Genomic DNA, 23,809 nt, shown 5'->3' on the forward strand with positions numbered 1-23,809 from the left:
ATGGCAAATTTAAGTGAACTAAAAGCAGGAATAACCTCGATAAAAGATATTGGTAAAATTACTGGAGCGATGGAATTAGTTGCAACAGCAAAATTAAAAAAAATATCTAAAAGAATGGGCAATATTCAAACCTATCTAGATGAAGTATATGATGTTTTTAACTATATTATTTCTCATTCCGAAGATTCAATCTATTTAAAGAAACCAAATCAAATATTAAATAATACTTTGTGAATTGTTATTGGCTCTAACTTAGGTTTATGCGGAGGATATAACTCAAGTATTTTTAAAGTTTGGAAACCATTAGTAAATAAAAAAACAGATAGCGTAATAGCTATTGGAACAAAAGTTGTAAATTTTTGCAAATCAAATAATATAAATATTAAAGAAGAATTTTTAGATATAGATGTTGACTTTTCAAATGAACAATCAAGAAAAATGTCAGTTAACTTATTAAACTATTTTGTGCAAAAAGAATTTGACCAAATAAAAATTGTCTATACAAAATTTATTAATAATGTTACTTTTGAACCAACAGTTTTAGATATGTTTCCAATAGAAAAAAAACTTGATGAAAATGATTTACATCAAGATTTAATTTTAGAACCAGATCCAGAAACTGTATTAACAACAAGTGTTTCGATGTATTTAAATACAATTTTATTTGGCACAATTATTGAATCGCAAGTATCAGAACATGCAAGTAGAAGAATGGCAATGGAAGCTGCAAATAAGAATGGTAAAGAGCTTTCAGAAAATTTAAGTGTTGTATTTAATAGAAAAAGACAAGAAAATATTACACAAGAAATTAGTGAAATTATTGGTGGAGCTAATGCTCAAAACGAAGATTAGAGGTAATCAGTATGACAGAAAAAATTACACAAGGTAAAGTTGTACAAGTAATGGGTCCAGTTGTTGATGTTAAATTCAAACAAGAGGATATGCCAAAACTTTATAATACAATTGAATTGAATAATAATGGAACAAAATTAGTTTTAGAAGTTGTTCAACACATTGGTGATGACTTAGTTAGAACTATTGCAATGGGTCCAACAGAAGGTTTAGTTAGAGGAATTATTGGAACTAACACTGGAGGCCCAATTAGTGTTCCAGTAGGGGACAAAGTTTTGGGAAGAATGTTTAATGTTTTAGGTGATCCAATAGATGATAAACCTCCAGTTAAAGGAGAAAGAATGCCAATTCATAGATTAGCACCAAATTATGATGAACTTGCAACTTCTGCTGAAATTTTAGAAACAGGAATTAAAGTTATTGACTTAATGATGCCCTTTGCAAAGGGAGGTAAAATTGGTCTTTTTGGTGGAGCAGGAGTTGGTAAAACAGTTCTTGTTCAGGAACTAATCAATAACGTAGCTAAAGCTCATGGAGGTATTTCTGTATTTGCAGGAGTTGGTGAAAGAACAAGAGAGGGAAATGATTTATATTTTGAAATGATAGATGCAGGAGTCATTGATAAAACTTCTTTAGTATTTGGTCAAATGAATGAACCACCAGGAGCAAGAATGAGAGTTGCTCTTACAGGTCTGACTATTGCAGAATATTTTAGAGATATTAAGAACCAAGATGTACTTTTATTTATTGACAATATTTTTAGATTTACTCAAGCTGGTTCAGAGGTTTCAGCACTTTTAGGAAGAATGCCTTCTGCTGTTGGATATCAACCAACATTGGCAACTGAAATGGGAGCACTTCAAGAAAGAATTACTTCAACTCAAAAAGGTTCAATTACATCAGTTCAAGCGGTTTATGTTCCAGCTGATGATTTAACTGATCCAGCACCAGCTACAACATTTACTCATTTAGATGCTTCAGTAGTTCTTGATAGAACTATTGCATCTTTAGGAATTTATCCAGCAATTGATCCATTGAATTCAAATTCAAGAATGTTAGATCCACAAATTGTAGGAGAAAATCATTATCAAATAGCTTTAAAAGTACAAGAAACATTACAAAAATATAAAGAATTGCAATCAATAATTGCAATTCTTGGAATGGAAGAATTATCAGAAGAAGATAAAATAGTAGTTAATAGAGCAAGAAAAATAAGAAATTTTATGTCTCAACCATTTACAGTTGGAGAAAAATTCACTGGCAGAGGTGGTAAATATGTTGCTGTAAAAGATACTGTAAGTTCATTTGAATCTATTTTAAATGGTAGTTTAGATCATATTCCTGAAATCTTATTTATGTATGCAGGTTCAGTTGAAGAAGTAATTGAAAGATTTCAAGATAAAAAGTAATGCAATTAACTAAATTGAAAATTATTACACCTGATGGTGTATACATAGATGATTTAGAAGTAGAATATGCAAATGTAAAAACTTCAGATGGACAAATAACAGTTTATGCTAATCATACATCAATAGTTTCAACACTTTTAATTGGTGATATGAAATATGAAATAGATGGAGCTAAAAAATATATTCATCTTCATAGGGGAATAATTAGAGTATCAAAAGATCAAATTAAAATATTAACTCAAAGACTTTATGAAGTTGATGAGAAGGGTCAAAGAATTAAAAAATAAAAACAGAGATTTTAAGAAAGTTCTTGAATCTCTGTTTTTATTTTTTCTCTATAGCTAACTTGTTGTTTTACTTTATCTTCTATCATTTTAGTAAAGGCCCACATTTTTTCTCTTTTTAGAAAACCCATAAATCTTATATAGTTTATTCTTAGTGGTTTAAAATTAATTCTACCTATATCAACATTTTTTAATATTTTTGCAATCTGTTTATTCATTAAAACCTTTTCCTTGCAAAGCTCAAGTTTTTTTCTTTGCTCTTCAGGAAAGTCATTTAAATTTTTATAAATATTTTCTACACAGCCATATTTAGCAACTAGCTTAGTTGCAGTATTATAGTGCATTCCTCTAACACCTTTTATATTGTCAGATTGATCTCCTAGTAAAGATTTTATATCTGGTATTTGACAAGGTTTACATCCAAATTTTTCAAATACCTCTTTTTTTGTTATTATTTCTTGTTTACATTTTTTTGATTGTTGCGAAACAACTTTTACATCGTCGCAAACTAATTGATATGTATCTTTATCGTTTGAAACTATTTCAACTTTGTATCCCAATTTAACAGCGATTCTAGATATAGTACCCATTATATCATCACCTTCATATTTAACTTTTTCATATCATGGAATATTTGCAGCTGTTAAAAAATCTCTAACCAGTTGCATTTGAGGAATTAAATCTGAAGGTGTTTCTTTTCTTGTTGCTTTATATTCGGGATATATTTCTTTTCTTCAGCATTCTTTTCCTACATCAAATGTAACCAATACAGTATGATATTCATTTGACTGTACTAATTGGAAAACATTTGCCACAAATACATAGACAGCATTAATTAAAACACCATCTCTATTTATAGCAACTTTTTTTCTTTTTAAACTTCCATAATAACCCTTGTGAAGAAGATGATAACCATCTATAATCACAACTTTTTTCTTGTCCATTGTCATTCTCCTTTAATAATACCCTTGCTTAATTTTTAAAATATTTATTTTATCTTTAATAAAATCTAATTTTTTAATTTCATCTAGTTTGAATTGTGCAGTGACTAAATCGTTAGCATATGTATAATTAACTTCTTCTGCTTTTTTTATTAAAAATAAATTAATAATTTTAATATCTGCAATTTTAAAATTGATTTCTATTTGATTTAGAAGTCTTAACTTTTTAAATTCGCTTTCCTTAATTATTTCAATTGCTGAATTAGTATAGGCTTTTTGTAATCCACCTGTTCCTAATTTTATTCCACCATAATATCTTTTAACAAATATTATAATATCAGTGACATTATTTACCTCAATTAGTTTTAGTAATGGTTCACCAGCAGTTCCGTTAGGTTCACCATCATTGTTATATCCATAATTTAATCCATCATGGCCATACTTAAAAGCATAACAATTATGAGTTGCACTCTTATCACTATGTTTTTTTATAAAATTTTCTAATTCAGTTTTATTTGTTACTTTTGAAATATAGGTAATGAATCTTGATTTCTTAGTTAAGAAGCTTCTGGTTATAATATTTTTACTGATTAATGTTTTTAAAATTATCATAACTTTACCACCAATTATTTTACTCTTATATTAAAGAAAAACAAAGTTTTTATTTAAATAATTTTAGATTATTTAAATGGAAAAAATTATATTATTTTTAAAAAAACTGGAAAAAATATTGGTTTTTTTTTTTTTTTTATATCATAAAGGTGGTTATAGAAAGTTCTATAACCATAGAAAGAAAAAAGATGAGAAAAGAAGATATTAAAGTTAATGAAGAAGAAGCTCAGTTACTTTTATCATCGCAAGAACATAAGAAAAAATTTGCAAGATGAATGCTATTTTTTTCAATTGCAATGGTAGCAACTGTAATATCAATTTTAATAAATTATCTAGTTTTTTTCCCTTGACAAAATCCTGGGAAAGTTATTTGACAAGGTGAGCAATTAATTGCTTTTATAATTTGTATATTTTTATTATTATCAGCGGTTGTATTCAGCATAATTTACTTTTGATTTACATTAAAAGTTAAGCATGATGATATAAATCAAAAAGAAAAAGCAATTTTAGCAATTGGTTTTACTGGCGGATTTACAGATACAATCGGAGTTGGCTCTTTTGGAGTTATTACTGGTTTATTAAAAGGAACAAAAGCAATTAAAGATGACACAAAACTACCTGGTACATTAAATGTAGCTTTAGGTGTTAGTGCCTTAATAGAATCAGCTTTATTTGTTGGTTCTATCCAAGTTAATATTGCAACCTTATTAATTTTAGTTATAGCAATTATTTGCGGAACTTTTGTTGGTTCGCTATTTGTATCAAAAATAAAAGATCAAACATCTATAAAAATTATTATGGGAGTAGCTTTATTTTTTGTAGCTATATTAATGATTTTAACTCACCCACAAGTGAATGTAATTAGCACATCAAATATTGGTGATAAAACATCTCTAATGGATAAACCGTGAAGAATTATTGTTGGAACAATTGTATTTTTCTTTTTAGGAATGATCCAATCATTTGGAATTGGTTTATATGCACCAGCAATGGCTACACTTTCATTTTTAGGATTACAACAAGAAGTAGTATTTCCAATAATGGCTTGTGGTTCAGCATTATGTATGTTACCAGCAGCACATACTTTTATAAAAAGAAAAAAATATTTACAGCAAACATCCAATCTTATTATGATATCTGCAATTTTTGGAGTCGTCTGTTCATTTCTACTAATCTTTGTAGGACTGCAAATGGGAGCAGGAATGGATAAAAGAACTTTTGATATAGTTCTTAAATGATTAGCAATAGCTGTTATATTTTATGTCTCAATATCTATGTTAGTTGAATTTTATTTAATTAAAAAAAGACAAAAAATAAATAAAGGAGAATAGAATGGATTTATATAATCGTTTAGAAAAAGAATTAAAAATTAGAAAAGAAGATAAACTTTATAACATTATCAAAATATTAGAGGGTGCTCAAAGCGATATTGTCAAAATTAATAATAAGGATTTTTTGAATATGTGTTCAAATAATTATTTAGGTTTTGCAAATGACCCGATTACTGTGAAAGCTATTAAAGAGGCAGTTGATAAATATGGGGTAGGTCCTGGAGCAGTAAGATCAATTTCTGGTAGTTATTCTGTTCATAGTGAATTTGAAAGAGTTTTAGCTGATTTTAAGAAATCAGAAGATGCTTTAGTTGTTCAAAGTGGTTTTCAAGCCAATACAGGTTTAATACCCACAATTACAACAGAAGAGGACTTGATTATTTCTGATGAATTAAATCATGCTTCAATCATTGATGGTATTCGTTTATCAAAAGCAAAAAGAGCAGTTTATAAACACTGTGATATGGAAGATTTAGAAAAAATATTAAAAGAAAATTCTAATAAAGTAAATGGAAACATTTTTATTATTACAGATGGTGTATTTTCAATGGACGGTGATATTGCACCATTAGATAAAATTAGTGTTTTGGCAAAAAAATATAATGCTTATAGTATTGTTGATGATGCACATGGTGAAGGAGTATTAGGACCAAATGGTCAAGGCTCAATTGCTCACTTTGGTCTTGAAGGAAAAATTGATATTGAAGTTGGAACATTATCAAAAGCATATGGATTAGTTGGTGGTTTCATTTGTGGTAAATCAGTACTAATTGAATATCTAAAACAAAAATCAAGAGTCTTTTTATTTTCATCATCATTACAAACAGGGATTTGCTATGCTGGGATAAAAATTGTAAAGGAAATGCAAAAGTCAAATGAAAGAATTAAAAAACTTTGAGAAAACACTAAGCATATTCAAAATAAATTTATTGAAAATGGTTATTCAATTGGTACTACAAAAACTCCAATAACACCATTTATGGTTGGAGAAGAGGCAATAGCAACAGAATTAACTAAAATATTATTTGAAAAACAAATTTTAGTTTCTCCAATTATTTATCCAACAGTTGCAAAAGGAAAAGCAAGAATAAGATTAATGATTTCTTCTTTACATTCAAAAGAAGAATTAGATAAAGTATACAAAATTATTACAGAAGAGTTTGAAAAAATTAAAACAAAAGGAGATAAATAGATATGAAAAAAGTTTTAATTACAGGAGCTTTAGGACAGATAGGTTCAGAATTAGTTTCACGTTTAAGAAAAGATTTAGGAATAGATAATGTTATAGCAACAGATATAAGAAAACTTGATGATAATTTTATTTGTGATGAAGGTATTTTTGAAAAATTAGATGTAACTGATTATAATTCATTTTTAAAGTTAGCCAAAGATAATAAAGTAGATACAATTGTTCATTTGGCTGCCTTACTTTCTGCAACTGCAGAAAAAAATCCCAAATTCGCTTGAGATTTAAATATGACTGGTTTAATGAATGCTTTAGAAATAGCAAAAGAATTAAAAACTAAATTCTTTGCTCCTTCTTCAATAGCTGCATATGGACCAGATGCACAACCAGATAATACTCCACAAGATACTGTTATGAACCCTACAACAATGTATGGTGTGACAAAAGTTGCAGGAGAATTATTAGAAAATTATTATAATAGAAAATATAATGTTGATTCAAGATCAGTAAGATTTCCAGGTTTAATTTCATATAAAGTAGAACCAGGTGGAGGAACTACTGATTATGCTGTAGATATTTATTATCAAGCTTTATTAACTGGTAAATACGAGTGTTATATTGATAAAGGTACAAAAATGGATATGATGTATATGGATGATGCAATTGATGCGATTGTTAAATTGATGAATGCAGATGAAAAAAGATTAGTTCATAGAAACTCATTTAATATAACTGCAATGTCTTTTGCACCAGAAGAAATTTTTGAATCAATTAAAAAATATATTCCAAATTTCAAAATGGAGTATAAAGTAGATCCTGTTCGTCAAAAAATAGCAGAATCTTGACCGAATAGTATTGATGATAGTTGTGCAAGAAAAGAATGAGATTTTAATCCTAAATTTGATTTAGACTCAATGACAAAAGAGATGTTAGAAAAATTAGAGCAAAAATTAAAAGCAGAAGGAAAAATTTAATATTAAAAACTCGAAACCTTGATAGTATATCAAGGTTTTTATTAGTATAATTATCTTGTTAAATAATTATCATATAAAAGAATATAGACAATAATGTCTCAACGATTTAAAAATTAAATTCTTTTATTTTTTGTTTATAACTTTCTATTTGACGATAATAATTGTATAATCATAGAGATTTTTGACTTAGCAAAAAAAGGAGTAGTTTTTAATGGCAAGAGATAAATCAATAGTTAAGAAGCATGGTAAAATAGCAGATGAAATTATTTCACTAGAAGCTGATTATGAGAAATTAAGTGAAGCTGATTTATTAAATAAAACACAAGAATTTAAAGAAAGATTAGCTAATGGTGAAACTTTAGACGATCTTTTAGTTGAAGCTTTTGCAGTAGTTAGAGAAGTTGCATTTAGAGTTTTAAAACTAAAAGCTTATAAAGTTCAATTAATTGGGGCAATAATTTTACACCAAGGAGATATTGCTGAGATGAGAACCGGGGAAGGTAAAACTTTAACTGGTCTTTTTCCTGCTTATTTAAATGCATTATCTGGACAAGGAGTTCACGTTGTTACTGTTAATGAATATTTATCACGAAGAGATAGTGAAATTAACGGTCAAGTTTATGACATGCTAGGGATTAGTGTTGGACTAAATGGTAGGGATCTTTCAAAAGAACAAAAGAGAAATGCTTATGCAAAAGATATAACTTATACAACTAACTCAGAATTAGGTTTTGATTATTTAAGAGATAATATGGTTTATCGTCTAGACCAAAAAGTTCAAAGAAAACTTAATTTTGCAATTATTGATGAGGCTGACTCAATACTTATTGATGAGGCAAGAACTCCATTAATTATTTCTGGTGGAAGTCAAAATAGAATTAATTTATATAAAGCAGCAGATGCTTTTTCTAAATCATTAGATGAAAAAACAGATATTGAAATTGATTTAGAATCAAAACAAGTTTATTTAATTGAACCAGGAATTCAAAAAGCACATAAATTCTTTAGTATTGATAACTTGTTTGATTTTAGAAACACTGAAGTATTTCACTTAATTATGAATGCTTTAAAAGCAATGTTTACTTTTAAAAAAGAAGTTGAATATACTGTTCAGGGTAATGAGATTATTTTAATTGATCAATTTACAGGAAGAACAATGCCAGGTAGAGCATATAGTGATGGTTTACAACAAGCTTTACAAGCAAAAGAAGATGTTGAAATTGAAGAAGAAACAACAACACTAGCAACAATAACTTATCAAAATTTTTATAGACTTTATAATAAACTTTCAGGAATGACAGGAACTGCAAAAACTGAAGAGGAAGAATTTTTAAAAATATATAATACAAGAGTTATTGTTTGTCCAACAAATAAACCAATTATCAGAGTTGACGAACCAGACTTAACTTTTGGAACAATCAATGCCAAATTAAAACATTTAGTAAAAGATTTGGAAGAAGTAAAAAATGCTGGAAGACCAATCCTTATTGGAACAACTTCAGTTGACTCTTCTGAACAAGTTTCTCATTATTTAGAAAAAGCTGGTTTAAAATTTGAAATGATTAATGCCAAAAATCACCATAGAGAAGCTGAAATAGTTGAAAAAGCTGGACAAGTAGGTTCAATAACATTAGCTACTAATATGGCTGGTCGTGGAACAGACATCAAGCTTTCAGAAGAAGCTAAGAAAAATGGTGGTCTATTTGTTATGGGTATTGAACGTAACGAAGCTAGACGTATCGATAATCAATTAAGGGGTAGAGCTGGTAGACAAGGTGACCCAGGAAGTTCAAGATTTTATATTTCAATGGAAGATGAATTAATGATTCGTTTTTCAGCTCCAAAATTAAGACAAATGTTTTTAAAATTAGGAGACGACCATATTAAATCAAGATTGTTTACAAGAGCAATTACAAATGCTCAAAAAAAACTTGAAGGATTGAATTTTGATCAACGTAAAAATGTTTTAGATTATGACAATATTCTTTCACAACAACGTGAAGCAATATACTCTCAAAGAGATTCAATTTTAGAACAAGAAACTTTAAAAGGAGTTATTGCAAGATTTCAATACACAATTGCATATGAAATTGTTGAAAGAAATTCAGAGCTTGTTAGAGGTGAAAGAACAATTAATATCCCTTCTTTAATAAAAGAAATTGATTCAAGGTTTGTTATTGAAGGTTCATTAACTGAAAATGATTTTAGTGGATTAGAAAAAGGTCAAATAGCTAAAAAGATATCTGAAAATATGATGGAATTATATTTGAGTAAAACAAGTTCAGTACCTCAGGAAGTTATAAGCGAAATGGAAAGAAGAACTATTCTTCAATCATTAGATTATCACTGACAAAAACACATTAATATAAATCAAAAATTAAGAAGTGGAATTTACTTACAACAATATGCACAAAATAACCCATTACATGAGTATGTTGAAGAATCAGCTAGATTATTTAATAAAATGAAAATAATGATTGCAGAAGAAACAATAATTAAACTTTATGGGTCATTTGTTAGAGAAGTTAGTCAAGAAGGAAAAAATCTTGAATTTAGAAATGACGAACCAAAAACTATTAATATAAGTGATAAAGATATCGATCAAATTTTAGAAGAATGAAAAATTCCTAAAGAAAAATTTGCAAGAAAAACTGTTGAAGATAGATTTAAAGAACTTAAAAAAGAGTTAAAAGGTAAAAAAGATGAGTTAGAAAAAGTTAAATTTCAGTATGCTATTCTTGAAGGTTTAATGAAAAAACTTGATGAAGTTTTTGCACAACAACAAAAAACTACTGAGGTTCCTTTCGAAGAAGTTGAAAGAATGATGACTAAGTTTAAATTGAAGAAAACTTTCACTGCAAAAGACGTCAAAACTAGTTATGAGAAATTAATTAAAAAAGAAACTGATGAAAAAGAAAAAACTAAACTTTTAATTGAAACTCAGATATTAACTGCTTTAGCTGCAGAGTTAGAAAAAAGACAAAAAGAATTTAAAATTGTTGACGAAAAAGGTAAAGTTAAAAAAACATTTAAGACTAATCCCGATGGTTCAATATCAGAAGATGATATTGAAGATACAGAACAAGTTCAAACAAAAACAAAAATTGGTTAAAATATTTTTTTCTATTTTTTACAACAAGACAAAAGTCTTGTTTTTTTTATTAAACTATGTAAAATATTGCTAGGCAAGATTATTTCTAGGGGCCAAACTCTAGATTTTTTATGTCCTATTAAAGAGGTAATAAAATGGAAAGTACAAATCAAAAATTCAGTCTAGTTACTGAATATAAACCTGATGGAGATCAGCCAAAAGCAATTGAAAAATTAATTCATGGGTTAAAAAATAATGTTAAACATCAAGTTTTAATGGGAGCAACTGGAACGGGTAAAACATTTACAATGGCAAATGTTATTCAAGAGATGAATAAGCCAACTCTTGTTTTAGCACACAATAAGACATTAGCAATGCAATTGTATATTGAGTTAAAAGAGTTATTTCCAAATAATAGAGTAGAATACTATGTTTCAAATTTTGACTTTTATCAACCAGAAGCATATATTCCATCGAGAGACTTATATATAGATAAAGATGCAAAGAGAAATAATGATTTAGAAATGATGAGATTGAGCTCAATGAATGCATTAATGATTAGAAGAGATACAATAGTAGTTGCATCTGTTGCATGTATTTATGCAACTCAAGATCCAAAAGAGTATGGAGATGTTTTCTTTGAATTAGAAGTAGGTCAACTTTTATCTAAAAAAGAGTTATTAACTTTTTTAGTGCAAACAGGTTATACACGTGATGAAACTGATTTATCTATGGGTTATTTTAGTGCAAAAGGTGATGTTATAAGAATTGCTCCAAGTTGAACTGATAAATATCATATTAGAATTTCAATGTTTGGTGATGAAATTGAAGCAATTGAAATGATTGATGTTTTAAATAATACAGTTTTAGAAAAAATTAGAATGTTTACTGTTTATCCAGCTGCAGCTTATGTAACTAATTTTGATAAAATGAAATTAGTTGTAGAAAATATTGGTAAAGAATTAAACCAAAGAGTTCAATGATTTCAAGACCAAAAAAAATTTATTGAAGCTGATAGATTAATGAAAAGAACTAAATACGATATGGAAACTATGAGTGAGTTTGGAATATGTAGTGGGATAGAAAATTATTCACCACATTTAGATTTTAGATCACCAGGTACACCTCCATTTACTTTAATTGATTATTTTGGAGATGATTTTTTAACTATCATTGACGAATCTCATATGATGATTCCTCAATTAAATGCTATGTATAATACTGACAGAAGTAGAAAAGAAACTCTAGTTGAGCACGGTTTTAGATTGCCAAGTGCTATTGATAATCGACCATTAAAATTTGAAGAGTTTGCAGGAAAATTAAAAAATGTAATTTATACATCTGCAACGCCAGGACCTTATGAACTTGATTTAGTAGATAATGATGTAATAGAACAAATCATTAGACCAACAGGTTTAGTAGATCCACAAATTGAAATTCGCTCAACAGTTAATCAAATGAATGACATTGTTGATGAAATAAATAAAGTTGTTGCAAAAAAACAAAAAGTTTTTATTACAGCAATTACTATTAGAATTTCAGAAGATATTACAACTTACTTACAATCAAGAAATTTAAAAGTTGCCTATTTACACTCAGAATTAAAGACTTTGGAAAGAAATCAGGTTTTAACTGATTTAAGAAAAGGAGTTTATGATGTTATTGTTGGAGTTAACTTATTGAGAGAGGGATTAGATATTCCCGAAGTTAGTTTAGTTTGTATCCTTGATGCAGATAAGCAAGGTTTTTTAAGAAATACAAGAAGTTTAATTCAAACAATAGGAAGAGCTGCAAGAAACTCAGAAGGACGTGTAATTTTCTATGCTGATTCAACTTCTCCAGCAATGAAAGAAGCTATTGAAGAAACAGATAGAAGAAGAAATATTCAACAAGAGTATAATAAACTTCATGGAATTACTCCAACAACTATTATCAAAAAAATTACAGATATTATTTCTGATTCAAATATTAGAAATAAAGTTGATGAATTAAAGAAACTAAAGAAAAAAGAAAAAGAAAAGAAAAAAGAAGATTTAATTTCTGACTTAAGAAAACAAATGTTAACTGCTGCAAAAGAACAAAATTATGAAAAGGCAGCTGAACTTAGAGATCTTATTTTAGAGTTACAAGCAGAAGGATAGAGGTTATCATTATGAATAAAAAAATAATTATCAAAGGAGCAAGAGAACATAACTTGAAAAATATTGACATTGAAATTCCAAAAGAGAAGCTTGTAGTATTTACAGGACTTTCTGGAAGTGGGAAATCTTCATTAGCTTTTAATACTATTTATGCTGAAGGTGAAAGGAGATATATTGAATCGCTTTCTTCTTTTTCAAGACAGTTTTTAAAGTCAGTTGAAAAACCAGATGTTGATGAAATAGAAGGTTTAAGTCCAGCAATTTCAATAGATCAAAAAACAACAAGTCATAATCCAAGATCAACTGTTGGAACAACAACTGAAATCCATGACCATCTTAGATTACTATTTGCAAATATTGGAACTCCTTTTTGTGTAAATGGACATGGTCCAATTAAAACTTCTTCTCTTAAAGAAATAATAGAAACTTTAAAAAAGGAAACAAAAGAAGATGATCAAATTTTTATTTTAGCACCTGTTGTTAGAGATAAAAAAGGAACTCATAAAGATCTTTTTATAAAATTAAAAAGAGAAAATTTTTTAAGAGTACAAATAAATGGAGAAGTTAGAAATCTTGAAGAAGATATTCAATTAGAACAAAATAAAAGACATAACATTGATATCGTTGTAGATAGATTAATTTTTAAAGCAGGAGATGAAGAGTTACAGTCAAGAATTTATTCAGCTATTGAAGTAGGTTTGGGTTATTCAAATGGTTTAATAAAAATTTATTATCCAAAAAGAAATAATGAAACTAAATTATTTTCAACTAAGTATTCTTGTAGTGAGTGTGGATTTTCAATTCCCAATTTAGAAGCAAACTTATTTTCTTTTAATAAAAAAAATGGAGCTTGTGAAACTTGTTCTGGTCTAGGAGTTAATTTAGAAGCTGATCCAGGTTTAATAATTCCTGACTCATCACTTTCAATTCGCGAAGGTGGTATTTTATATTACAAAAATATTGTTGATTCAACAAATATTGAATGACAAAAATTTAAATTACTATGTGATTATTATTTAATTGATATAAATTCTCAAATAAATAAGTTAAGTGAAAAACAAATTAATGTTATTTTATATGGAAGTGATGAACCAATTGAAACTAAAATAACAACAGTTAGTGGAAATACATTAAGAGCATTTGATTATATTGAGGGAATAGCAAATATAATTGAAAGAAAATATATTGAAACCAAATCAGAGGACAATAGAAAATATTATGGCAAATATATGATGTCAAAGGTTTGTAAAACTTGCAAAGGTAAAAGATTAAATGATATTGCTTTAAGTGTAAAAATTAATGATCTTTCAATTGCAGATTTTGTAGAACTAACTATTGAAGAGGAATTAACTTTTTTATTAAATTTAAATTTGACTGAGCAACAAGCCAAAATTGCAAGTTTAGTTTTAAATCAACTAGTTTCAAGAATAAGTTTTTTAAATGAGGTAGGGTTAAATTATTTAACTCTTTCAAGAAGTGCAACAACTTTATCTGGAGGAGAAGCACAAAGAATTAGATTGGCAAAGCAACTTGGTTCAAAATTATCAGGAGTTCTTTATGTTCTTGATGAACCGTCAATTGGTTTACATCAAAGAGATAATGATAAATTAATAACTACTCTAAAAAAATTAAGAGATTTAGGAAATACATTAATTGTCGTAGAACATGATGAAGATACAATGAAGGCATCAGATTGAATTGTTGATATAGGGCCTGGAGCTGGAATTGAGGGTGGAAATATTACAGCTCAAGGTACATATGAAGATATTTGTAAAAATCCAAATTCATTAACAGGAAAATATTTATCAAAACAATTATCAATACCTACACCAAAAAAACGTAGGGGTGGGAATGGTTTAAAAATTGAAATTAAGGGTGCAACTGAAAATAATTTAAAAAACATCGATGTAACTCTACCATTAGGTAAATTTATTTCTGTTACTGGGGTTAGTGGTAGTGGTAAATCAACTTTAGTTGAAGAAGTTATTTATAAAGGATTAAAAAAAGAATTAAATAAAGAGTTAATTCGTCCTGGTAAGTATAAATCAATTAAGGGATGAGAAAATATTGACAAAATTATTTATGTATCTCAAGATCCAATTGGAAAAACACCAAGATCTAATCCTGCAACTTACACATCTGTTTTTGATGATATTAGAGATCTTTATACAGAAATTCCAGAATCAAAAATTAGAGGTTATAAAAAAGGAAGATTTAGTTTTAATGTTCCTGGTGGAAGATGTGACTCTTGTTGAGGAGATGGAGTTGTTCGTGTTGACATGCAATTTCTTGGATATGTTGAAGTGGTTTGTGAAATATGTGATGGTAAAAGATATAATGAAGAAACTCTTCAAATAAAATATAGGGGAAAAAATATTTGAAACGTTTTAAATATGACTGTTCAAGAAGCTCATGATTTTTTTGAAAATATTCCTAAGATTAGAGAAAAATTAGAAACAATATTAGCTGTTGGTCTTGGTTATATAAAATTAGGTCAAAATGCTACAACTCTTTCTGGGGGAGAAGCACAAAGAGTTAAACTTTCAACTTTCTTATTAAAAAGACAAACAGGTAAAACATTATTTTTATTAGATGAACCTACAACAGGATTACATATTGATGATGTAAAAAGATTAATAAGTGTCTTAAATATTTTAGTTGATCAAGGAAACACAGTTTTAACAATTGAACATAATCTTGATTTTATAAAAGTTTCAGATTATGTAATTGATTTAGGTCCTGAAGGTGGAAGTGGAGGAGGAACAATTCTTGCTACTGGTACACCAGAACAAATAATTGAAAACAAAGAAAGCTTTACAGCAAAATATTTAAAGGAGTATTTAAATGATTAGTGTTGAGGAAAATTTAATACCTTCTGAAATAATTTTTAAAAAAAGTTATAATTTAAAAAAATTATTAGAAGATCTTGGAAATCCACAAAATAGTTTTAAAGTTATTAATGTAGTAGGAACAAATGGTAAAGGTTCTACTTCACAATTTATTTTTAGTGGTTTAAAAACTAAATTTAAAAAGGTTGGTTTATTCATCTCTCCAGCATTTTTAAATCAAAATGAAAGAATTCAATATAACTCAAAAATGATTTCAGATGAAGATTTAAAAAGAATACTTTCAAAAAATGAAAAATTAATTAAAAAATATGAGTTAACTTTTTTTGAAATTTGAACTTTTATTGCAATTTTATATTTTCACGAATTACAAATTGATATTGCTGTTATCGAAGCAGGAATTGGGGGTTTAAAGGATTCAACAAATGTCTTTGAAAAACAATTGGCAGTTTGTGTAACTTCTCTTGGTTTAGATCATCAAGAAATTTTAGGTGAAACAATTGAGGAGATTATTTATCAGAAATTAAACATTGCAAAAGAGAATGTCAAAATATTTTTAAGTGCAGATAATATAAAATATAAAAAAATAATAAAAACAATTAATGATAATCCAAAGGTCTTTACAAAAAAATTTATTGACCCAGTTTATTTTCAAAGTTTTAATAAAGGTTTAGCAAAAGCCGTATTAAATTATTTAGGAATTGCAGTTGATTCTTTTAATGAGGCCCCTTTGGGAAGATATAGCTTGTTAAGAAGTGACCCAATTTTTATTATTGATGGTTGTCATAATCATAATGGAGCTTTAAAACTTTCTAAGCAAATAAAGGATATTGAAGATTTAATAATTTTATTTGGAGCAAGCGAGGGTAAAAATTATAAGAGAATATTAAATGTTTTTAGAAAAAGGAAAAAAAATATTTTCTTAACAGAATTTGATCATAAGAAATCTTGAAAAATAAATCAACAGGAATTTGCTAATTATACAATTATTAATAATTGAAAAAATTTTCTTACAGAAAATAAAAATAAAAATATATTAGTATGTGGAAGTTTGTATTTTATTCCATTAGTATATAAATGAATGGAGAAGAAATAACATGAATTTATATCTATATACAAATATTGCAGCTATATTTCTTATTCTAGGAATTCTTTTATGTGCTCTAGCTTTAGAGAATTTTACTTTTAAAAAAATTAGTTTAAAGCATCTAACAGTAATTTCATTATTTGCAGCTTGTAGTGCAGTATTAACTGGATTTACTTATAAACTTCCTCCAATTATTGGAAATACTCATATTGCTTTAGGTGACTGAATTATCTTTTTATTAGGTCTTTTATTTGGTCCTTTATGTGGAATCATTTCTGCTATTTGTACAGATACTTTAATGGCAATTGTTATGCCAAGTAGTTATGGTTATCATGCAGGTTATATGTTTGGTAAATGTGTTTTAGCTTTTTTTGGATCACTTGTTTTTTTAACAAGAGCACAAAATAGAATTCTTTTAAAAATTATTATTTTATATTCAATTGCATATATTTTTCAAAGTTTAATATTAAATCAAATTTGAATGATGTCTTGAAAAGGAGACGCAGCGTGAGTTGATTTTGTGGCGAAGTTAATTAAATTGCCAATAATTTTACCAATTTATATATCCTTTACATATTCAACATTTTTACCTATAAGAAAGCTGCTAAAAAATTGAAATACTGAGTTTGTATGATGTTTTAAAACAGAGTATTTATTAAAAAATCTAGATTATTAAATCTAGATTTTTTAATTAATTTATTAGATATAATTACTATTGAGGTAAAAAAAATGAGTAAACTTTATGCAAAAAAAATAATTGATGAATTTAAACTAGAAGTTGTTTCAGGTCAAGATAAAATAGAAAATAAAATTGATGTTTATGGAATAAATAGAGCTGGCTTGGAATTAACTGGTTACTTTGAAAGTGGAGAAAAATCTCATAGAATAATTGTAATGTCTACAAAAGAATATTTGTACATTATGAATTTTGAAGAAAAAGAAAGACGATTAAGATATCAAAAACTCTTTTCAAGAAATATTCCAATGATAATTCTTACAGATAAGTTTGAAGATAAATTAGCAATAACTGTTGCAAAAGAAAGTAACTCATTGCTTGTGAGAACTAGAACAGAATCAACTAGTGATTTTACTCAAAATGTTCTTGAATTTATGGATGATTATTTTGCACCTCTAATTGAAGTGCACGCTTCATGTGTAAATATTTTTGGTAAAGGTGTTTTATTAATTGGTGAATCTGGAATTGGTAAGTCTGAGATTACTTTAGACTTAGTTAAAACAAATCATTTATTTGTTGGTGATGATAGAATTGTTATTACTAAAAAATCAAATGAATTATATGGCAAAAGTCATGAAATACTGAAAAATTTAGTTGAAGTTAGAGGAATTGGAATAGTTGACGTTTCTCAAACTAATGGTTATCAAGTTATATTAGAAAAAACTAAAATTGATCTTGTTATTGAATTAACACAATTTAAGAAAAATGGTATCGATGATTCAGAAAGATTAGGAACTTCTTTTGCAACATATGAAATATTAGGAGCTTCAGTTCCTTATATTAAAATACCTGTGTCTTCAGGAAGAAATATCCCAAACATAATTGAAGCTGCAGTTGCTAAATTAAAAATTAAGCAAAGTGGGCTTTATAAAGATGAAACTCAAATTTTAAGTGAAAGAGCAATTAAATTTAATAATGATTAATTTTTTATCTGATGTTATTTGAGAAAATGGAGAAAAGATTCCATATGAATCTGATCCACTATCATTTTTATATTCTCTTTTAGTTGTAACTGGAGTTCTCACTGTAATATTTGTATCAGCTTTTAAATTATATAAAAGAGGTATTCCACTTAAAGATTTTATGAATGGTATATATATATCATTGCCTGTTGGAATAATTGGGGCAAGTATTTTTGGAAAGTTAGGGTCATCAGGGGATCAATGAAAACTTTATATGTTAGTTTTCTTTTGAGAACCGGGAATGAGTTTTTTTGGTTCAATGCTTTGTGGAGGCACTGCTGCATTTTTGTGATTATGACATAAAAGTAGACAAAGCAGAATTTCGATTTATGTTTATGCAGATTGTATTGTTCCCAATATTTTATTAGGTCAATCAATTGGAAGATGAGGAAACTTATTTAATCACGAAATATTAGGTAGAGAAGTCCATGATTTAAATAAAATAAATTGATTGCCAAATTTTATTTGACATAGATTGTTTTATTTTAAAGACTTAAGTGCATCTTCAGAATTAGATACACTTCAATTTCGTGAACCCTTATTTTTATATGAATCATTTGCAACTTTATTTCTTTGACTTTTAATTACTTTTGTTTTTGCAAACTTATGAAAAATCATAAGTAAAAAACCTTGAAAAATAGACCCAGAGAATTTCCCATGTAAAGCAAATAAAACTTTTAAATCTATTTCCGAAGAAAATTTAAAAATCTATAATACTCAAACAACAATTGAATATTTGAAGGATAAAGAAGGTAAGCTATATTTGTCAAATTCTTGAGTTTGAAAAAAGGCGTATACATTATATGAACCTTCAAAAGATTTAACTCAAAAGGCTCAATTTAAAATAGATCAAAGAAAGACATTAGCAATAAAAGCACAAGAAAAATATGTAGCTTTAATTAGAAAAAATAATGAAGAAATACAAAAACAAAAAAGTAAGTTAGAAAAAAGTAAAATAACAAAGCAAGAATTTAATAATTATAGAATTCAATTAAAAAAAGATAGTAGATCAGAATTAAAAAAATTGAAATTTGAAAAAAATAGATTTATTAGTTTTTTAAAAAGTGATTCCAAAGAACTTTATGAAATAAATAATCCTAATAGTTATAAAATTATTCACAGTGGAGTATTGGCAGGAATATACATAGTAGGTTATACTATGATAAGAGTTATTCTTGATCAATTAAGAAACCCATATGAATTAACTGTTAAAAACAATGTTGTTCTAAATTCCTTATTTTTAACAGGATTTTTGATACTTGGGTTATCTATAATTATATTTGCACAGTTTATTGCTCCAAAAAAATGAAGGGAAGAAGGTTGATTATATGAAAAATCATATTAATGTTGATTATGACTTAATAATTGCAGGTGCTGGTCCTGCTGGTTTAAGTGCTGCAATATATGCAGGGAGAGCTGGATTAAATGTTTTAGTTTTAGAAAAAGAAGCTCCTGGTGGTAAAGTTATTAAAACTGGAGAAATTGAAAATTATCCAGGTTTTACAAATATTCAAGGACCAGATTTAGCAATGCATTTCTTTGAACAAGCAACTGCAATGGGTGCTAACTTTGAATTTTCAGGTTTAAAAGATTTTGAAAAAAAAGAAGTTTTTAGTGTAATTCTTGAAAATGGAAAAATCTTAAAATCTAAGGCATTAATTATTGCAACTGGTACAAAAGAAAATTTATTAGGAGTTCCAGGAGAGATTGAACTTTATGGAAAAGGAGTTTCATATTGTGCTGTTTGTGATGGAAGTTTTTATAAAGAAATGCCTGTTGCAGTTGTTGGTGGAGGTTATAGCGCAATTGAAGAATCTATATTTTTAACAAGATTTGTTTCAAAAGTTTATCTTATACATAGAAGTAAAAAATTTAGAGTTGATAATAAGACATTAGAGAAAGCTAAATCTAATGAAAAGATAGTATTTATTTTGGACTCTATTGTTGAAAGTATACAAGGTAGTGAAAAAGTATCTTCAATTAAAATAAAAAATACTATTGAAAATAAGGTATTAGAAATTGAAGTCAATGCTATTTTTCCATTTATTGGACATTATCCAGTAACAAACTTTGTGAAGCAAATTCAGATATTAAATGAAGAAAAGCACGTTGTTGGAGATGAAAGAATGAAAACTAAAATTGAAGGCTTATTCGTGGCTGGAGATGTAAGAAATACACCCTTTAGACAAATTGCAACAGCCACATCTGATGGGGCAATTGCTGGTCAAAACGCTGTAAATTATATTGAAAATCTTGATTAATTATCAAGGTTTTTTATTAATTGCTATGTTAAAATAATCAAAGTTATAAAAGGTGTTGATAAAATGTTATATGGATGAATACAAAAAGACAACTGAAAAGAAGCAACACAATGATGAACTGTAAGAGATGATTATGGTTTTATTCATGTTTATGCTTTAACTATGACTTTAGGAGTAATTTTTGCTGTGGGAATTTCAGCTATAAAACTCTATAGAAGAGGCGTATCATTGACTGAACTTTGAATTGGAGCAGCAATTATAGTACCTGTTTCTTTATTAGGAGCTAGTTTTTTTGGTAAATTAAATGCTGGAGGTTATGGGAAAAATAATAGTGGTTTCTTTGGATTATTTGCATTTTGAAATGGTGGAATGGCAATTCACGGGGGAGTTTATATTGGTACTTTAGCTGGATTGATAATATTTTATTTTTTAGGTAGAAGAACTAAAGTTTCATTATGAGTCTACGCCGATTGTATAATTCCAAATATTCTTGTTGGTCAAGGAATTGGTAGATGAGGAAATTTCTTTAATCACGAAATATTTGGTAAACCTGTTGCACTATGGAATAATGGAGATTCAACAGCTTTAAATTGATTACCCTATTTTATAAGAAGAAATATGGTTTGAACTTATGATGGAGATAATGGAGAGACCTTAAATGGATTAGTTCTTGAAAAAGGTGAGAACTATCTTATGTCACCAATATTTTTATATGAATCAATGAGTTTAATTGCAGCTTGATTAATAATAACTTTTGTAATTCCCAATATTGGTAAGTGATGTAGTAAAAAGCCTTGAAAAGTAAACCCAGAAGGTTCATTTGAAGGACTTTCTAAATTTAATATTTGAAAAAAAGAAGTTTATGCAAATCATCATAAAAAAGAAATCGAATTATATAAAAAAGAAATAGTAAAAATAGATGATAAAAATTACATTAAAAGAAAATGAAAACAAGGAAGACTTTTATCCAAATGTAATAACCCTGAAAAATATGTGCTTATTAGATCGGGGGTGCAAGCAGGATCATATTTCTTTGTATGAAACTTAGTAAGACTTATCTTAGAAATAGGAAGACCAGATGATCATTTATTCCTAATGTATCAAAGAACTTTATCTTTAACCATAATCGCTTTGTCAATGTTCTTTGGTTTATTAGTCGCATTAATGGCTCAATTTGTTTTTCCATATCTATTTAGAGCAACTGGTTTTATATACGAACAAGAATATTTCTACTTAGACCATGAAAATAATAAGGAGTTTAAAAAGGAAATACAAACAAAAAAAATAGAGAAAAACAAGATCAAAGAAGAAAAAGCAAGACAAAAATTAAAAGAAAAATTAGAAAAAAAATAGGAGGGTAACTATGTCTTTTGCAATGGAAGTTAAAGAAGAAATTTTGAATCACACTTTTACAAATGAGCAAAAGATTATGCTACTCTCTGGTTTTATAAAATACAATGGTGAGATTATATATACAAATAGCGGAGTTGCTTTAAAACTTACAAGTAATAGTAACAATGTTATTAGAAATATATTTTCAATTTTGAAAACTGTATATAACGGTAAAATTGAAATATCAATTATACAAATTAAAAAACTTAGAAACAATAAGACTTATCAACTAATGTTAACTGAAAATGTTATTGATTTTTTAACAACGAATAATATATTTCAGCCAGCTTTAGCAAATAAAATTATTGAAATTAATTTGGAAAAATATATTAAAAAAACTTGAGAGGGATTAACACGAGCCTATATTTCTGGAATATTCATAGCTATTGGAAGTGTTAATTCTCCTGAAACTACAAATTATCATTTAGAGTTACAATTTAAAGAAAATGAATCAGCTCAATATATCACAAAAGTTTTAAAAAAATATCACTTTAATTTTAAAACTACAATGAAAAGAAATAAAATAGTTTGCTATATTAAAAAATCTATTGCTGTTTCTGACTTTCTAAAATTTATGGATGCATCAATTTCTGTTATGAAATTTGAAAATACCAGAATTAATAGAGATGTTAGCAATAATATAAATAGAATGATAAATATAGATATCTATAATCAGCAAAAATCGTCAGAAACTGGTCTTAAACAAATACGAGAAATTAATAAAATTATGAAAAATAATCTTATTTCAGAATTATCGCCTAAAGCCCAGTTGCTTTCACAAATAAGATTAGAGAATCCAGACGCATCATTTTCAGAATTAGAAATTCTAATGAACGATAGAAATGTATCAATAACGAAATCTGGAATAAGCAATTTATTTAGAATAATAAGTAAATTGGCAAATACAATTGGAGAATAAATATGGAAAAAAACATTATAAGAACATTTAGTAAGAACATGAAACGACTAAGGGTAGATGCAAAATTAACACAAGAAGAATTAAGCTTCTCATCAGAGCTACACAGAAACTATATTTCAGATACTGAAAGAGGTAAAAGAAATATATCGCTAAAGTCTGTTGAAAAAATAGCTAAAGCACTAAATGTAGAGCCAATTGAATTTTTTAGGGACATTGATTAGTATTAAAAAAAACAGAACTTAAGTTCTGTTTTTTTTAATAAATAACTACTTTTGTCAATTTATCAAATTTTGGATTATCTTTTATATTTTTATAACCATCATAAAAAATATAAGATTTAAAACCCTTAATTCTTAGACTTTTATAAATAGATAGATGACTTCTTGAGTCCTCATCAATTATAAGAATTTTATTTTTTTTATCCAATACTTTAAAATATTTTAAATTAAAAATTAGTATTGGAATATTAATTGAACCTTTAAGGTGATTTTCATTAAATGAAACGTTATTTCTAATATCAATAATTTGTCACTTTTTGCTTTTTATTATACTATTAAGACTTTTAATATTTTTTGTTTTATATTTTGCCTTAAAAGCATTTGTCTTAAATATCTTTTCAAAAAATTTAAATACGTATTCTAGTCATTGCATTTTTTATCACCTAAATGATTATAACTTGAAAATACTCTATTTTTTTAATGCTTTATTGAAATATTTTTTTGAAGTAGGTCATTTTATGTGAATATAGATGCATAAAAGTTTTTCTTTTTGTAGCAATTGTAGTA

At 27.1% G+C, this 23,809-nt stretch carries 20 protein-coding genes; 17 read left to right on the forward strand and 3 right to left on the reverse strand.

The features are described 5' to 3' along the window. From atpG to SCANT_RS00290, 3 genes are read left to right on the forward strand one after another with little or no spacing between them, the layout of a single operon-like run. On the forward strand, positions 1-852 hold the full coding sequence (atpG, locus tag SCANT_RS00280) for an ATP synthase F1 subunit gamma (RefSeq protein ID WP_053945745.1): 852 nt from the start codon (positions 1-3) through the stop codon (positions 850-852). An 11-nt stretch (positions 853-863) separates the two neighbouring features. Next, entirely contained in the window at positions 864-2,261 is a 1,398-nt protein-coding gene (atpD, locus tag SCANT_RS00285; protein WP_053945746.1) for a F0F1 ATP synthase subunit beta, read from the forward strand. After that, positions 2,261-2,548: a F0F1 ATP synthase subunit epsilon gene (locus tag SCANT_RS00290; protein WP_053945747.1), complete on the forward strand. Its 288-nt coding sequence runs from the start codon at positions 2,261-2,263 to the stop codon at positions 2,546-2,548. Before atpD ends, SCANT_RS00290 begins: the two co-directional genes overlap by 1 nt. A gap of 11 nt (positions 2,549-2,559) precedes the next feature. On the opposite strand, the gene SCANT_RS00295 is transcribed toward SCANT_RS00290, so the two are convergent. Both SCANT_RS00295 and SCANT_RS00300 read right to left on the reverse strand, forming a co-directional pair. After that, entirely contained in the window at positions 2,560-3,489 is a 930-nt protein-coding gene (locus SCANT_RS00295) for a 5'-3' exonuclease (RefSeq protein ID WP_200902957.1), read from the reverse strand. 12 nt (positions 3,490-3,501) lie between these two features. Further along, positions 3,502-4,098 (reverse strand): IMPACT family protein, encoded by a 597-nt coding sequence (locus SCANT_RS00300; RefSeq protein WP_053945749.1) that lies wholly within the window; start codon positions 4,096-4,098, stop codon positions 3,502-3,504. 188 nt (positions 4,099-4,286) lie between these two features. Between SCANT_RS00300 and SCANT_RS00305 the strand changes: the two genes are divergently transcribed. The 14 genes from SCANT_RS00305 to SCANT_RS00370 all read left to right on the forward strand — a co-directional run bounded on the left by SCANT_RS00305 (position 4,287) and on the right by SCANT_RS00370 (position 23,245). After that, positions 4,287-5,429, forward strand: a complete 1,143-nt coding sequence (locus SCANT_RS00305) for a TSUP family transporter (RefSeq protein WP_053945750.1) — start codon at positions 4,287-4,289, stop codon at positions 5,427-5,429. 1 nt (position 5,430) lies between these two features. Then, positions 5,431-6,621: a glycine C-acetyltransferase gene (locus SCANT_RS00310; protein WP_053945751.1), complete on the forward strand. Its 1,191-nt coding sequence runs from the start codon at positions 5,431-5,433 to the stop codon at positions 6,619-6,621. A gap of 2 nt (positions 6,622-6,623) precedes the next feature. Further along, entirely contained in the window at positions 6,624-7,589 is a 966-nt protein-coding gene (locus SCANT_RS00315; RefSeq protein ID WP_053945752.1) for an L-threonine 3-dehydrogenase, read from the forward strand. Positions 7,590-7,800: 211 nt separating this feature from the next. After that, positions 7,801-10,701 (forward strand): preprotein translocase subunit SecA, encoded by a 2,901-nt coding sequence (secA, locus tag SCANT_RS00320; protein WP_053945753.1) that lies wholly within the window; start codon positions 7,801-7,803, stop codon positions 10,699-10,701. A gap of 134 nt (positions 10,702-10,835) precedes the next feature. Next, a complete protein-coding gene (gene uvrB / locus SCANT_RS00325; protein ID WP_053945754.1) occupies positions 10,836-12,821 on the forward strand; it encodes an excinuclease ABC subunit UvrB in 1,986 nt (661 codons plus the stop codon). A gap of 8 nt (positions 12,822-12,829) precedes the next feature. Further along, entirely contained in the window at positions 12,830-15,673 is a 2,844-nt protein-coding gene (uvrA, locus tag SCANT_RS00330; protein ID WP_407696237.1) for an excinuclease ABC subunit UvrA, read from the forward strand. After that, the gene (locus SCANT_RS00335) at positions 15,666-16,763 is read left to right on the forward strand and encodes a bifunctional folylpolyglutamate synthase/dihydrofolate synthase (RefSeq protein WP_053945756.1); all 1,098 of its coding nucleotides are present in this window, start codon (positions 15,666-15,668) and stop codon (positions 16,761-16,763) included. The genes uvrA and SCANT_RS00335 overlap by 8 nt, the downstream gene beginning before the upstream one ends. A 1-nt stretch (position 16,764) precedes the next feature. Continuing rightward, positions 16,765-17,430, forward strand: coding sequence for a folate family ECF transporter S component (locus tag SCANT_RS00340; RefSeq protein ID WP_053945757.1), 666 nt, complete (start codon positions 16,765-16,767; stop codon positions 17,428-17,430). A gap of 53 nt (positions 17,431-17,483) precedes the next feature. Further along, positions 17,484-18,413 (forward strand): HPr(Ser) kinase/phosphatase, encoded by a 930-nt coding sequence (gene hprK / locus SCANT_RS00345; protein ID WP_053945758.1) that lies wholly within the window; start codon positions 17,484-17,486, stop codon positions 18,411-18,413. After that, a complete protein-coding gene (locus tag SCANT_RS00350; RefSeq protein ID WP_053945759.1) occupies positions 18,382-19,797 on the forward strand; it encodes a prolipoprotein diacylglyceryl transferase in 1,416 nt (471 codons plus the stop codon). The genes hprK and SCANT_RS00350 overlap by 32 nt, the downstream gene beginning before the upstream one ends. Further along, the gene (gene trxB / locus SCANT_RS00355) at positions 19,781-20,713 is read left to right on the forward strand and encodes a thioredoxin-disulfide reductase (protein WP_053945760.1); all 933 of its coding nucleotides are present in this window, start codon (positions 19,781-19,783) and stop codon (positions 20,711-20,713) included. The genes SCANT_RS00350 and trxB overlap by 17 nt, the downstream gene beginning before the upstream one ends. A 63-nt stretch (positions 20,714-20,776) precedes the next feature. Further along, a complete protein-coding gene (locus tag SCANT_RS00360; protein WP_053945761.1) occupies positions 20,777-22,066 on the forward strand; it encodes a prolipoprotein diacylglyceryl transferase in 1,290 nt (429 codons plus the stop codon). 10 nt (positions 22,067-22,076) lie between these two features. After that, the gene (whiA, locus tag SCANT_RS00365) at positions 22,077-23,024 is read left to right on the forward strand and encodes a DNA-binding protein WhiA (RefSeq protein WP_053945762.1); all 948 of its coding nucleotides are present in this window, start codon (positions 22,077-22,079) and stop codon (positions 23,022-23,024) included. A gap of 38 nt (positions 23,025-23,062) precedes the next feature. Then, complete coding sequence (locus tag SCANT_RS00370) at positions 23,063-23,245, forward strand: helix-turn-helix domain-containing protein (RefSeq protein WP_235443290.1); 183 nt, start codon at positions 23,063-23,065, stop codon at positions 23,243-23,245. Positions 23,246-23,279: 34 nt separating this feature from the next. Here the strand turns inward: SCANT_RS00370 and SCANT_RS00375 are convergent, their stop codons facing one another. Beyond that, the gene (locus SCANT_RS00375) at positions 23,280-23,675 is read right to left on the reverse strand and encodes a rhodanese-like domain-containing protein (RefSeq protein WP_053945764.1); all 396 of its coding nucleotides are present in this window, start codon (positions 23,673-23,675) and stop codon (positions 23,280-23,282) included. Between the last annotated feature and the right edge of the window lie 134 nt (positions 23,676-23,809).

Origin of the sequence: Spiroplasma cantharicola, assembly GCF_001281045.1 — a bacterium.
Taxonomy (GTDB): domain Bacteria; phylum Bacillota_I; class Bacilli_A; order Mycoplasmatales; family Mycoplasmataceae; genus Spiroplasma_A; species Spiroplasma_A cantharicola.